The sequence below is a fragment of the Actinomadura syzygii genome (assembly GCF_008085905.1).
Taxonomy (GTDB): domain Bacteria; phylum Actinomycetota; class Actinomycetes; order Streptosporangiales; family Streptosporangiaceae; genus Spirillospora; species Spirillospora syzygii.
Map to the genome: position 1 here is coordinate 39,742 of NZ_VSFF01000016.1, position 12,919 is coordinate 52,660.

15 protein-coding genes and 1 pseudogene are annotated in these 12,919 nt (G+C 67.9%); 14 read left to right on the plus strand and 2 right to left on the minus strand.

The window, feature by feature from the left end; translation table 11 throughout:
- Window positions 1-3: 3 nt before the first annotated feature.
- The 7 genes and pseudogenes from FXF65_RS37120 to FXF65_RS46340 form a co-directional block, all read left to right on the plus strand.
- Entirely contained in the window at window positions 4-930 is a 927-nt protein-coding gene (locus FXF65_RS37120; RefSeq protein WP_148354774.1) for a hydroxymethylglutaryl-CoA lyase, read from the plus strand.
- A complete protein-coding gene (locus FXF65_RS37125; protein ID WP_148354775.1) occupies window positions 930-2,078 on the plus strand; it encodes an acyl-CoA dehydrogenase family protein in 1,149 nt (382 codons plus the stop codon). The genes FXF65_RS37120 and FXF65_RS37125 overlap by 1 nt, the downstream gene beginning before the upstream one ends.
- Before the next feature lie 96 nt (window positions 2,079-2,174).
- Window positions 2,175-2,396, plus strand: coding sequence for a hypothetical protein (locus FXF65_RS37130; protein ID WP_148354776.1), 222 nt, complete (start codon window positions 2,175-2,177; stop codon window positions 2,394-2,396).
- A gap of 401 nt (window positions 2,397-2,797) precedes the next feature.
- On the plus strand, window positions 2,798-3,037 hold the full coding sequence (locus FXF65_RS37135) for a hypothetical protein (RefSeq protein ID WP_148354777.1): 240 nt from the start codon (window positions 2,798-2,800) through the stop codon (window positions 3,035-3,037).
- Window positions 3,038-3,073: 36 nt separating this feature from the next.
- Window positions 3,074-3,211 carry a hypothetical protein gene (locus tag FXF65_RS44185; RefSeq protein ID WP_187412722.1) on the plus strand — a complete coding sequence of 46 codons (138 nt, stop codon included), beginning with the start codon at window positions 3,074-3,076 and terminating at the stop codon, window positions 3,209-3,211.
- 345 nt (window positions 3,212-3,556) lie between these two features.
- Entirely contained in the window at window positions 3,557-4,075 is a 519-nt protein-coding gene (locus FXF65_RS37140; RefSeq protein WP_148354778.1) for a hypothetical protein, read from the plus strand.
- Window positions 4,072-4,152: pseudogene (locus tag FXF65_RS46340) on the plus strand (SAM-dependent methyltransferase); the annotation flags it as partial. The gene FXF65_RS37140 and the pseudogene FXF65_RS46340, both read left to right, overlap by 4 nt.
- 167 nt (window positions 4,153-4,319) lie before the next feature.
- On the opposite strand, the gene FXF65_RS45620 reads toward FXF65_RS46340, so the two are convergent.
- Together FXF65_RS45620 and FXF65_RS37150 are read right to left on the minus strand one after the other, a co-directional pair.
- Window positions 4,320-4,478 carry a hypothetical protein gene (locus FXF65_RS45620; RefSeq protein ID WP_187412755.1) on the minus strand — a complete coding sequence of 53 codons (159 nt, stop codon included), beginning with the start codon at window positions 4,476-4,478 and terminating at the stop codon, window positions 4,320-4,322.
- A 290-nt stretch (window positions 4,479-4,768) separates the two neighbouring features.
- Complete coding sequence (locus tag FXF65_RS37150) at window positions 4,769-5,536, minus strand: VOC family protein (RefSeq protein WP_148354779.1); 768 nt, start codon at window positions 5,534-5,536, stop codon at window positions 4,769-4,771.
- A gap of 703 nt (window positions 5,537-6,239) precedes the next feature.
- On the opposite strand from FXF65_RS37150, the gene FXF65_RS44195 reads away from it, so the two are divergent.
- The 7 genes from FXF65_RS44195 to FXF65_RS37180 all read left to right on the plus strand — a co-directional run bounded on the left by FXF65_RS44195 (window position 6,240) and on the right by FXF65_RS37180 (window position 12,835).
- A complete protein-coding gene (locus FXF65_RS44195; protein WP_187412723.1) occupies window positions 6,240-6,377 on the plus strand; it encodes a hypothetical protein in 138 nt (45 codons plus the stop codon).
- Window positions 6,378-6,798: 421 nt separating this feature from the next.
- Window positions 6,799-7,071 (plus strand): hypothetical protein, encoded by a 273-nt coding sequence (locus FXF65_RS37155; protein ID WP_148354780.1) that lies wholly within the window; start codon window positions 6,799-6,801, stop codon window positions 7,069-7,071.
- Window positions 7,065-7,862: a recombinase family protein gene (locus FXF65_RS37160; RefSeq protein ID WP_148354781.1), complete on the plus strand. Its 798-nt coding sequence runs from the start codon at window positions 7,065-7,067 to the stop codon at window positions 7,860-7,862. Before FXF65_RS37155 ends, FXF65_RS37160 begins: the two co-directional genes overlap by 7 nt.
- 440 nt (window positions 7,863-8,302) lie before the next feature.
- Entirely contained in the window at window positions 8,303-8,782 is a 480-nt protein-coding gene (locus FXF65_RS37165; RefSeq protein WP_148354782.1) for a hypothetical protein, read from the plus strand.
- A 219-nt stretch (window positions 8,783-9,001) separates the two neighbouring features.
- On the plus strand, window positions 9,002-9,379 hold the full coding sequence (locus FXF65_RS44925; RefSeq protein WP_246199357.1) for a helix-turn-helix domain-containing protein: 378 nt from the start codon (window positions 9,002-9,004) through the stop codon (window positions 9,377-9,379).
- 1,611 nt (window positions 9,380-10,990) lie between these two features.
- Window positions 10,991-11,383, plus strand: a complete 393-nt coding sequence (locus FXF65_RS37175; protein WP_148354783.1) for a hypothetical protein — start codon at window positions 10,991-10,993, stop codon at window positions 11,381-11,383.
- Window positions 11,384-11,518: 135 nt separating this feature from the next.
- The gene (locus tag FXF65_RS37180) at window positions 11,519-12,835 is read left to right on the plus strand and encodes a hypothetical protein (RefSeq protein ID WP_148354784.1); all 1,317 of its coding nucleotides are present in this window, start codon (window positions 11,519-11,521) and stop codon (window positions 12,833-12,835) included.
- Window positions 12,836-12,919 lie beyond the last annotated feature (84 nt).

A 12,919-nucleotide genomic window follows, 5' to 3' on the forward strand; every position in this document is an offset into this window, starting at 1 on the left:
GTGATGCGGGTACCGCTTCCGGGGCTGCCGGAACGGGTGACGATCTACGAGGTCGGGCCGCGGGACGGGTTGCAGAACGAGAAGGCGGTCGTCCCGGTGGACGTCAAGTCCGAGTTCGTGACCCGGCTGGCGGACGCGGGCCTGCGCACGATCGAGACGACGAGCTTCGTCCATCCGAAGTGGGTGCCGCAGCTCGCCGACGCCGAGGACCTGCTCGACGTGCTCCCCCGCGACCCGGAGCTGCGGTACCCGGTGCTCGTCCCGAACGAGCGGGGCCTCGACCGGGCGCTCGCCAACGGCGTCACCGAGATCGCGATCTTCGGCAGCGCGACCGAGACGTTCGCCCAGCGCAACCTGAACCGCACCGTGGACGAGTCGCTCGCCATGTTCGCGCCGGTCGTCGAGCGTGCCCGCGCCGAGGGGCTGTGGGTGCGGGCCTACGTGTCGATGGTGTGCGGCGACCCGTGGGAGGGCGACGTGCCGATCGAGCAGGTCGTGTCGGTCGCGTCCAAGATGATGGACATGGGCTGCTCGCAGCTCAGCCTCGGCGACACCATCGGCGTCGGCACGCCCGGCCAGGTCACCGCCCTGATCGAGGCGCTCGGGGCGGCGGGCATCGGCGTCGACCGGCTCGCCGTCCACTTCCACGACACCTACGGGCAGGCGCTCGCCAACACGCTCGCCGCGCTGCGCGCCGGGGTCGCCGTCGTGGACGCCTCCGCGGGCGGCCTCGGCGGCTGCCCGTTCGCGAAGAGCGCGACCGGAAACCTCCCCACCGAAGACCTCGTCTGGATGCTGAACGGGCTCGGCGTCGAAACCGGCGTCGACCTCGACAAGCTCGTCGCGACCAGCCGGTGGATGGCGGGGCGGCTCGGCCGTCCGAGCCCGTCCCGCGTCGTCCAGGCCCTCTCACCCGCAACGGAGAAATGATGATCGACTTCACGCTCACCGAGGAGCAGGAGGAGCTCCGCCGGACCGTCGAGCGGTTCGCCCGCGAGACCGTCGCCCCGGTGATCGGGGACCTCTACGAGCGGGGCGAGTTCCCGTACGAGATCGTCGCCGCGATGGGGAAGATGGGCCTGTTCGGGCTGCCGTTCCCGGAGGAGCACGGCGGCATGGGCGGCGACTACTTCACGCTCTGCCTGGCCCTTGAGGAACTGGCCCGCGTCGACTCGTCGGTGGCGATCACGCTGGAGGCCGGGGTGTCGCTCGGCGCGATGCCGATCCACCGCTTCGGGTCGGACGCGCAGAAGGCCGAGTGGCTGCCGCGCCTCACGTCCGGGGAGCGGCTCGCCGGGTTCGGGCTGACCGAGCCGGGCGGCGGCTCCGACGTGCCCGGCGGGATGCGCACCACCGCCCGGCTCGACGGCGACTCCTGGGTGATCGACGGGTCGAAGGCGTTCATCACGAACTCCGGCACCGACATCACCGCGTTCGTGACCGTCACCGCGTTCACCGGCGAGAACGAGATCTCCACGATCATCGTCCCGAACGGCACCCCCGGCTTCACGGTCGGACGCAAGTACTCCAAGGTCGGCTGGTCGGCGTCCGACACCCGCGAACTGTCGTTCGACGACGTCCGGGTGCCCGCCGAGAACCTCGTCGGGGAGCGCGGCCGGGGCTACGCCCAGTTCCTCCGCATCCTGGACGAGGGCCGCATCGCGATCGCCGCGCTGTCGGTGGGCCTCGCCCAGGGCTGCGTGGACGAGTGCCTCCGCTACGTCCGCGAGCGGGAGGCGTTCGGCAAGGAGATCGGCCGCTACCAGGCCATCCAGTTCAAGGTCGCCGACATGGAGACGCGCGCCCACACCGCCCGCCTCGCCTACTACGCGGCCGCCGCGAAGATGCTCGCCGGGGCGAACTTCAAGAAGGAGGCCGCGATCGCCAAGCTGGTCGCGTCCAACGCCGCCATGGACAACGCCCGCGACGCGACGCAGATCTTCGGCGGCTACGGCTTCATGAACGAGTACGCGGTCGGCCGCTTCTACCGGGACGCGAAGATCCTCGAAGTCGGCGAGGGAACGTCCGAGGTCCAGCGAATGCTGATCGCCCGAGCCCTCGGCCTCCCGCCCGCCTGACCCCGCACGCAGCCGAGGGAATGACCAAAATAGCCTCACAACCTGCACAAACATGCTCGGAGGCAGTCCGGGCCACTGGACTTCAGGGGCGCGGCTGTGACCCGAGGTTTCCTGCGCCGTTCCTACGCGACCCCCGCGCTGGCCCGCTCTGGATACGGCCATTCCCGCATGATCGTCTCCCATCTGTCTCCCACTCCGTCCGGCACGTCGATGTGGGTTGCGACGATCGCGCTCCCAAACGCGCTGACATGGCAGGCCGTCCGGATCGCTGTCCCGGACCGGCGAGACGACATCGTCGGCTCCCTCGCTGTCGACTAGGGAGAGGCGCCTACTGGGCGGCACCACCGCTTTCAACTGCGTCGTCCGGGCCTCGGTCTGGGCTTGGCGGGCCATCGCCCTGAACTGACGCAGCACCTCGTCCAGGACGTCCAGGTCGCGGCATCGGTCCTGGGCCGTGAGCGTGGGATCGGTGCGCACCGCTGCCTCCACCGTCGCCAGCGCCCGCAGGGCGCGCCGCTGCGCCTGGACGACGCCGGGCGGCCCGTCATCGGGCAGCCTCGCCGCCTTCTCGCGGAGCCCTCCCAGAAGATCACGCCCACCCATCGCCGACCCCTTGTTCTGTGACGGCTTCTGTGACGACAGCAATCTACGTCGACACCATGCCGTCACGACGGCATGACGGCATGCCCGTCAGTTCCGTGGTTCTGGGCGTTCAGTGCGTGGACTTGCTCGCCGAGGGGCTGACCGGGGCCGAGGGAGCACCGGCCTTGTCGTCGATGACGGCCTCGGGGATCGGCCCGCCGGTCGGGGCCGTGGAGCTGACGGCGTCGAGGCCGTGTACTGTCACCCGCCCCCGCAAGGGCGCCAAGCGGCCCCGGAAGGCCCGCGCCATGCACCCCGAGCGCAAACTCCCGCTGGCCGAGCGCAACGCCATCGTCGCCCGCCAGAACGGCGATTGACGCTCTTAGCGTTCGAGGTTCAAGCGTCGGGGGTGGATGGTCGCGGCGCGGCCGTGGGCGGGGGCGGTCGTCGGCGGGCAGATCGGCCAGGCGTGCCTGCACGGCGTCCTGGTCGGCGCGGTCGGTGAGGCGGCGGTATCGGCGTTGGGCGGCGCGGCGGTCGCCGACCCGTAGGACGGGCGCGAGTTGCTCCCAGGTGGCGCCGGCGGCGCGGGCGGCAGCGATGAAGTCGGGTTCCAACTCGGTCAGCCAGTCGTGCAGCGCGTGAATCAGGGTGAGCGAGGCCAGGGTTTCGGTATCTGTGAGAGGAATGCCCACTGATCATGAGGCAGATCAGCGAGTGTGGGGGACCTGGTCCGTGCTGGCTGTCGTTCACGGTGGATGGGCCTGGCGGCAGCGTTGGGCGCACCAGACTTGGTGGCGAGCCGGGTCCTATGCAGCAAAGCCACATGCTGTTGAGCCACAGGACGTTGTCAACGATCCGCGTCGAGGCCGAAGCCCGTGCGGCAGGAGAGTGCGATGGCAGGTATTGCAAGCCAGCTTCCGGCGCTTGTGGGCGTACTGGTTGGCGCGGGAGCCTCCTACTTGACCACCGCCGCTACCGAGCGTGCCCGGTGGAAGAGGCAGGCCGACACCCGCTGGGATGAACGGCGCGCCGCCGTGTATGCCGACTTCGGACATTCGGTCATTCGTTGTGTGACGCTGGCACGCCGGATCGCCGCCGACCGGGGCCTCCGCGGCTATCCCCATCCCCTGACTGTCGAGGAGGGACGGCTGGAGTTGACTATGGCCCGGGCCGAACAGGGAGTGTGCTGGGAGTCGGTCTTGCTGCTGGGTGCGTCGGAGGCGATCCAGGCTGGACGGCTGTGGCATCGCACCGCCTGGCAACTGGAACGGATCGCCCTAGGTGAGGTGGACGGCCATCTGGAGGCGGTACTTGCCGAGGCGGGCCACCACCGCCGGGCCTTCTACGAGGCAGCACGCGAAGATCTTGGAGTGGCCGGGATGCTGCCCGAGGTCGGAGAAGCGGGACTGTGACGCCAACTCCCGAGCTCGCCGCCCCGGAATCCCGGATCGCCTACGTCGACAACGATCCCCTAGTCCTCGCCCACGCCCGCGCACTGCTGACTAACACTCCGAAAGGGGCCTGTGACTATCAACATGCCAGCCGCCCTCACCAGGAGCAGCAGAGGCTTAGCGCACGATCTCGCAGAGATGTTCCTCAAGCCTCGGGGCTGGCAGAGGGCCCGACCGTGAGCGGTAGGGCCCTCTTTTCGGCGGGCTACGCCGCGGCGATGGCGCGGACGGCGACGCCGCCGGCGAGCGCGGCCAGGACGTGCGCGAGGAACCGGTCGGTTCCCTGGCGGACCAGCCAGTTGTAGGCGGTGGTGCGGACCAGCGCGGCCGCGATCAAGCCGAGGATCTGCTTGCTGCTTCCCATCGTGTTCACCTCCTTTCCGGTGATCTTTCGAGGTAAGCACGCCGCGCCGGTGAAGTCGAACTTCTGTGCGACAGGAGGCGATGCGTGTCGGATCGGGACGCCCTGGCCCGGTGGGGCCGGAATGGATGGTCGCGGCGGCCGCCACGAGCTCACTGCGACGATTCGCCGTCATGACGGCATGACGGCACACCGTCAGTTGCTCGCTCATCCGGGGCCTTAACCGGGCGAGCGTGAATGCAACACCGGGTGCCGTTAACGGACGTCGACCACCCGGCCAGCTGACCGCCGGTTCAGCTCGTCATCGCCGCACCGACATCGAACTCCGTGCCGAACGGGTCCGTGATGTGAGCGACCCGCCCGTAGATCATGTCGTAGGGCTCGGCCGAGGTCCCACCCGCGTCGACCGCTCGCAGCGCCGCCGCATCGGCGTCGTCCACCTGGAACAAGGTCCCCCAACGGGACTTCGTGGCCTTCGGGTCACCGGCGATGCCGCCGATCTCGTGGCCATCCGGTCTGCGCAGGAACGTGAAGTCGAGCTCGGGCATGTCCGGGTTGGCATCCAACGTGTAGCCGAAGACCGCGACGTAGAAGTCGCGCGCGGGCCCGGATTCCGCGGTGACCAGGTCGTTGCGGAGCAGGGCGTTCGGCTCGTTGACGATCTCGCAGCCGATGTGGGCACCGGCCTGCCACAGTCCACACTGCGCACCGGTGGTGTCCTTGATGATCGCCGTCCGGCCCTGGTCCAGCACGTCCATCGGGCCGGTGATGATCGAGCCGCCCGCGTCCCGCGCTCGGGCGGCCGCGGCGTCACAGTCATCCGTCGCGAAGTAGACGTTCCACCAGAAGTCCGTGGCGTCGGGATCGGGGTTCGGCCTGATGGCCGCGACGGGTCTGCCCCGTAGCAAGCACTGGGTGTAGTGGCCGAACTCCGCCGGTCCCACATCGAAGTCCCAACCGAACAACGCGCCGTAGAAGGTCATCGCGCGGTCGAGATCCGGGATGCCCAGGTCGATCCAGGTCGGTGTGCCAGCCGGCTGCGTGGTGGTCAGCTCGCTCATCGTCTCTCCTTGTCGTGTCCCCATCTTGTCCCCGTCGCGTCCTTGTCGCTTCGGGTAGCGGTGATGGTAACGACGGGGTCTGACAACCGGGCTGGACGAGACGGCGGGGCCGACGACGACCGCTCCACGGCCCGGGCCGGTAGGTGTCGAGCAGTTCCTCGGCGTCAAGCTTTCCCAGCCGTACCGCGGGTTCCACACCCGACCGGTGCCCGCGTCACGGCGCGCGGTGATGCGCAGTCGTTGCTGGACGTCCTCGGGCGTAAGCGTCGGCTCCCGCTCGAGACCGTACTTCGCCCACAGGTCCCGCTGTTTGGCGAACGCGAACGCGCTGGCGCCGTTGAAGTCTCCGATGTAGCCGACCCGGATCGCGCTGCCGCCGCCGGAACCTCCCCCCTCCACGCGGGCGCCCAGCGTCAGCGCGGCCGTTCCGGTCCGGGCAGATGGTCATCGTGGATGACCCTCCGTATTACACAAGTTGTGGTTCTTTCTCCGCCCAGATTCCGTGATGCCCGCCCCCCTCGACCAGGCGTGATGTCCTGGCGTTCGCCGCTGCCATGTCGCTCAACGTCCGCAGCGGCCGAGTTCCAAATTGCGATCGTTCCCAGAGTTTCTGGAGGGGGCGATACGCTCGCCGCGAGCACCTTCGCACTCTGAGCCTGCCGGTTGGGATCCCGCCTGCAGCGGGAGTGAGGAGGTGATCCGGATGAGCCGACTTCGTCGTCTGCGTCCGCGGGACTGGCGGGAGGTCGCCGCCGTCGCCGCCGTAGTGCGGTGCGTGGTGGCCGTCGCGAGGTTCGCGCGGGAGGTGCTGAACGACGAAGGCCCCGGACCTCGCCTCTGACGAGGCGGGCCGGGGGCCTCCGGTGAAGGGCCTTCGCGGCGCACTGTCTCCTGCCCGGGACAGCCGCGGGGGCCCTTTCTCATGCGCCTTGCGTTGTGCGGTATGCCGATCACTACACGTACGCATTGCTCGTGCTTGGATATCCGAACCTTAGCGCCACCTACCGCCGTAGGGGCGATGTTAACCCCCCTGCGAACGCTGTAGCCCCTGTCAAACGCGGCGTTCCTACCTGCGGGAACGCGCTGTCTTACCAGGTCGAGCGCTGTAGCCCCTCTGGTGTCGTGAAAACGATCGTTTCTTGGACAGTCACCGTGCGTCGGCTCCGGGGTGCGCCGATCCACGTCCAGAGTGTCGAAGAAACGTGTTGGAAACTCCGGGTGTTCACATAGTGCGGGGGTACCCCTTTTTGTACATTGGTGGCATGGAAGAAGTTCCCCTCGGTGCTGGCGGGCGGCTGCCGTACCCACACACGCGCAACGACTGCGACCAGTGCCGGGAGGTCGACGCCGACTTCGAGATCTTGGAGGGAGCGGCGGTTCCGTCCACCCGGGACCGCCGTCCGCCGCGGCTCTGTCAGGGCTGTATCGGTCTGTGGATGGCCATGCAGGTGATGAGCCGCCCTTCCGACGTCCCGACCGGGGATCCGCTGGCGGTGACTGTTGTCCTGCTGGCTCCCGGGGGCGGCGAATGGTGAAGCACGCCGAACTCCCGGCCGGGCCGCTCCTGGAGGGCTCGCTCGGCGACGACCCCCTGGCCGCCGAGCCCGCGCCGACCGGCGTGCTGATTGGGTACGCGCGGGTCTCGACCGGCGGGCAGCGCCTGGATCGGCAGACCGCCGCGCTGGAGGCGGCCGGGTGCGCGCGGATCTACGCCGACAAGAAGTCCGGCAAGGACATCGAGCGGGAGGAGCTGGCCAAGGCCCTGGAGTACGCCCGGCCCGGCGACACCCTCGTGGTCCCGAGCCTGGACCGCCTCGGCCGGTCGCTGCAGGATCTCATCGCGATCGTCGCCGGGCTGCGCAAGCGCGGCATCGGTTTCCGGTCGCTGCACGAGGCGATCGACACCACCACCCCCGGCGGAAGGCTGGTGTTCCACGTGTTCGCCGCCCTCGCCGAGTTCATCCGCGAGCTGATCGTGCAGGGCACCAAGGAGGGCCTGGCCGCCGCCCGCGCCCGCGGGCAGCGCCTCGGCCGGCCCCCGGCGCTGACCCCGGAGCAGATCCGCCAGGCCCGCGCCCTGCTCACCCGCCCGGACGAGTCGGTGTCCTCCATCGCCCGGCTGCTGGGCGTCAGCCGCTCCACCCTCTACAACCACATCCCCGAACTTGGGGGAGGGCGGCCCCACGCCGTGGCCGCAGCCGGAGAGCCCGCCGGAGAGGTCTCCGGAGACCTCTCCGCGGCCGTGGAAGGCCCGGCGGATCCCGGCCCGGCCGCCGGGGACCCGCTCGGCCGGGCGGAGAGCACGGAAACGGACCTCGCTCCCTGACCCGCCCCCCGGATCTGCGTCGGCACGAGCGCCGTCCCGCTGTTGTGCGGGACGGCGCTTCGTCGTCTCCGACACCCGCGATCGCCTCTGCCCGATTCTGTCGTCCGCTACCGACTCGAACACCCGCCTGCGTGTGCACCGGCCGCGCACTGTGCCGAACATCGGCCAGGACGACCTCGAACAGTTCGTCGAGGCTCACAACCACTTCCGCATCACGACGGCGGGTGATTCGCCTCCGAGGTCCTGCCATGGCCCCTAACTGCCATGAACGGACCTCGAGCCGTCTCGAACATCCCCGAACATCCCCCAATATTGCTACCCGCCCGGCACACATGACTTGATTTGTCTGCACCGAGGGAAAGGAGTGGTCCCCGGAGACAGAGAAACCGCTCCGGTCTGGAATTCACTATGCCCTCGCCGGGCCCAACGAAAGGACATCGATGAAAAGCCCCGTAATATCCCTCATGCCCAAAGCGGTAGCGGCGGGCGGAGCAGTGCTCGCTGCGGCCGCAGTCCTGGCCGTGGCTCCGCAGGGCGCTCACGCCGATGCGGGTGGGTGCTCCGACCGCTGGGGGAACACCCCGAACGCCTGCATCACGGTGTACGGGGCCGGCACCAAGGCCTACACCGTGGTCGGGAGTATCTCGCTGGGCCAGCTTCGCTGCGACCTCGCCCTGATGCTCTACGGAACACTGCCGAACGGCCAATGGTGGGGCGACGCCAAGCGTGTCCCATGCGGAGAAGTCCATCGGACGGGGCCTGACACCCGATGGAGGTCGGAGCACACGTGGAGCTTCAATCCACCGAAGAGCTTCAAGGCCGACACGCAACTCTGCGTCAAATACGGAATCTACAACGCCAGCACCGCAACGACCGCCTGGGACAATGGTCGCCAGGCATGCATCTGGATCGAGGCGTAAGCACCTAGGCCCCGGTAGGGGCACCCTGTCCCTGATCGCCCCATTCCCATAGTTGGGGCCTTGCCGGATGCGGAAGAAGTCCCCGGGATCTGGATGATCCCGGGGACTTCGGACCTTCACCGTTCGGCACTGTCCGGGCCGCGGCCCGTCATCCTGGTGCCGGAGACCTCTCCGGGGCGATCCCCCGGTCCAGAACGCCTGCGGCCCCGCCGAACAGGGATGGGCCACGGACTTGGATGGCGCCGAACTGGCGGCGCTCGCGGGCAGCGCCTCGGCCGTCCCCCGGCGCTGACGCCCGACCAGGTCCGTCGGGCCCCCGCCCTGCTCACCCGCCCGGACGAGTCGGTGTCGTCGATCGCCCGGTTGCTGGGCGTCAGTCGCTCCACCCTCTACTACCACGTCCCCAAACTCAGGGCCGGTCCCGCCTTCAAGGGAGAGTCAGGTCCAGCAGGCGCCGTGCGAGCGCGTCGCCGGTCCCGGCCACCGTGGCGGCGTGTGTGGCGCGCAGCCGGGAGCGAGCGTGGAGATTGCCTATTTCTTTCGGGGGATCGACGGATCTTCCAGCAGGTCCAGAGGCGGACGATGGGGGCGTCGTAGCCGAGGAAGATTCGACACGCCGACACCCATCCGAACCTGATGGACGGTGTCGCGGGCGGTGCCGCCGTCCAGGAGCAGCCCCACGCACTCCGGAGCGCCTCCGAAGGGGGCTGTGGAGACCGGAGGCATCGCCTCGTGTGACCCAAAACCATGTCGACGCCGCAGGGCCAGATCGGCAAACGGGGGCATCAACAGGGCGAGGGCGTCTTCGCTGAGCCCTGAGGCGTGGGGACCGTACCGCTGACGTCGACATAGGGCGAAACAAGCATCACCCTTCATCCATCATTGCGATTTGAATACTGTATCAAGTAACATTCGGATTGCTATGTCGATCCCATTTAAAAGAGTTCCGACCGCCGGTGGCTCGCGCGTTGATGGTGAGGTCGGCAACGACGGTGAGACCTGTAAGGAGCGGCCCGGTCACCAGGCCCAGAGCGCAGCCGGAGCGGACGCGACCGCTCTTCCCACCGTCGCCGGAGATGTCACCTGTCCGGCCGCCTGCCCTCACCTGCACACCCCCGAGGAGTTCTCCGACCTCATCCGAGGCGCGATGAAGGCGAGGACCTTGCGGGACAAGGCAGGCCGCCGCGAGATCCCCTTCACCCGAGTCGGCAGGGCGATCCGGTTCAGCCACGCTGACATGGATCAGATCATCGCCGAAGGCGCCTCCGGCCGCCCCGCGCCACTGCGCCGCGACTCCCGGCGTCGCTCTTAGCCAGCCCGCCCCAGCCCTCCTAGCTGTCCGGGAGGCCACGACGCATGCCCGTTCACGCCATCTCCGAGGTCACACACCTGTACGCGCGTGGACGTCGTCCCCGGAGACCGGCTCCGCACCAGCCACGGCTGGTCACAGCCCACCACGCGCTTCATCTCGCTGCCGCGGGCCTCGGTGGCCGTCGACAAGGTCAGCGACCAGGGTGGAGGGTTGGTCGCCGAGGCTCCGCCCCTGTCTGCCACTCGGGGCGTTGAGCTCGTCGCACTCTTCACCGCGCAAAGGTTGTCCTTCTTGCACCCCGGTCGTCGACCGGCTGGGACCGGGCGTCCTTCGTCATCCTCAGACGCGATTTGGGCGTCGATGGCGTCCCGGGGCCCGGGGTCGAACGCGACGCCCGGGCCGGCATCGTACCCGGCTATCGATTCGCCTCGTATTCGTGGAAAAATCGGCAATCTATCCAGGTCTACCCATTCAGTTTGGCGATGCATAGCAATGTCATGACATTCGATAGGATCTTGCATATCCCATCTCATCCATGATGCTATGGCTATAGAAAAAGCGTTCAGAACGAGAGAGAAAGGATCGACACGCCGAGGATGGATCGCCTGCACCGAGAGCCCACAGTCTCGCAGAACCGCTGAGCCCAGCAGGCGCACTGCGATGGATGGCAGGCCATCGAGCAGCAGGGCAAGGGGATCGGGCGGGCGGGGGCCAGCAATGGGTCGCCTCCCGAAAGCCCGTCGCGCTCACATGGACGACCACGTGAGCGCCGAGTCCAGATGAGCACTAATCACGACTCGCCACCACCCTTGAAGACGAGTGAATGAGAGTCTCACGCAAGGCGTGGACTCCTTGATTCGTCGCGGATGACCTGTGAAAGGCGAGAGGAGAGAAACATGGCAAACATCGGCGAGTCGGCGTACAGCGCGGTGGCGTGGCTGCCGACAGCGGCCTGGGACCTCAGAAGCTTCCTGGAGAACGCCAAGAGTTACGTGCAGACCGTCGGCGGCGTGCTGCTCATGCTGCTCGGCGCGGCCGGCCTGGTCTGGGGCGGCGTGCTGCTGGTCAGGAAGCTCATGGGCAATCAGCAGCAGAGCCACCAGCAAGGCTGGGGCCAGATCACCATGCTCATCCTCGTCGGTGGCGCGCTCGGCACCGGCGGCTGGCAACTCATCAGCACGGTCGGCTCCGGCGGCCAGACCACCATCGAGGAACTCGGCGGCGGCACCGTCATCGTCCAACCCTTCGACGGGTCGAACCGGTCACGCCCCGCAGAGGGATCCCCCTGACGCCTCGCATCTACGCAGACAGGCATCGGACCGGGCCGGTCAACGTGACCAGACTCCCTCCGCGCCGGTCGCCTCCCTTTCGATGACCAGTCCTCCAAGCACGCACCGGCGTAGACGACAGAGACAGGGCAGCCCATGGCGATCAAGGACAGAGCCGTCGCGTTCAGCAAGAAGTTCAAGCTCGACTCCCACCACGCGATCGAGCGTTTCGGCCTCTTCTTCGGTGCGCTCATGGTCACCGGCGCGCTCGTCCTCGCGACATCGGGCTTCTCGGCGTTCATGGCGGGTCGCGGCGATCTTGGCGACACCGCGCTGTGGACGCCGGAGTTCCGCACGTCCAAGACGCAGCTGGGCGGCAAGATCGACGGCGTCTACACCAATGGGCCCAGGACCAAGGCGCTCGTGCTCATGCACTTCGACGACCGGGCGAAGATCAGCTACAACGCCGCCGACTACCGGGCGTTCCTGCTGGGCTCGGACGAGCGGTTCAACAGCCAGACGCTGGCGACTCGGGGCGTCGACGGATCCTTCCACGTCTTCGGTTCGACCGGATACGTCGGCGTCCTCCTCCAGGCCGATGAACCGTTCCACCAGCAGGTGCTCAACCTGACGGTGCGGGCCAACGCCGAGTTGTCGTTCAACGAGCAGCAGGCCGAGAGCGCGAGCACGGACGACATCATCGGCGACAAGTCGTTCGCCGAGCACGACCAATGGCGGGTCTTCGTCAATCCGGGGGCGAACAAGACCACGACGGTCAAGGCCCTCGACGCGGCGCGCTTCGACCCGGCCCAGATCTTCTATGAGGTCGTGCTCAAGTCCGCAGAGGACACGGCCCGCAAGGCCCTGGACGACAAGCTGATCGAGATGCGGACGAACCTGTCGCAGATCACGGCCTACGGCAACGATCTGTCGACGACGAGGGTCGACGGCCTGTTCCTGCGCCCGCCGAAGGTCCCGGCGATGGTCTCCGGCGACGCGATCACCGGGGAGTCCGCGCCCGAGTCCACAGACGGGAAGTCGTCGTTGGCGCTCACCACCAAGACCGTGGTGCCCGGCGGGTTCGCCCTCGACTGGCGCCCGGGCAATGTCTACGACGGATACCTCGACGTGCTCGTCCCCCCGGGCGAGAGCTATGTCCAGTACCTGTCGAAGAAGGCGAACGAGGGCTCGGGGGCCAACGATTCCGCGTCAGTCGACATCAACGCCATGACGTGGATCCTCTCGGACGGATCGAGCCTGGTCGACGACTACAAGTCGTCGGACGTGAGTATGCGTCCTCTCGTCACTGTCATGAACAATCTCTCGCAGGCCTATCAGGATTATTACTCCAACAAGTCCGAGTATCAGTCCGACCTCACGCTCGCCCTGCTCCAACTTGATCTGAATCTGCGGGATGTGCAGTCCAACAGCTCGGCTAACAGCGGTGAGGGCTTTCTCGTCACCTATTACTGATCGGCCAGTGCGTTCGTCCTGCGAGTGAGTGGAACGAAGGAAAGGGAACGAGCCCATGGGGACGAATGCGTCGGATCGGTCGGC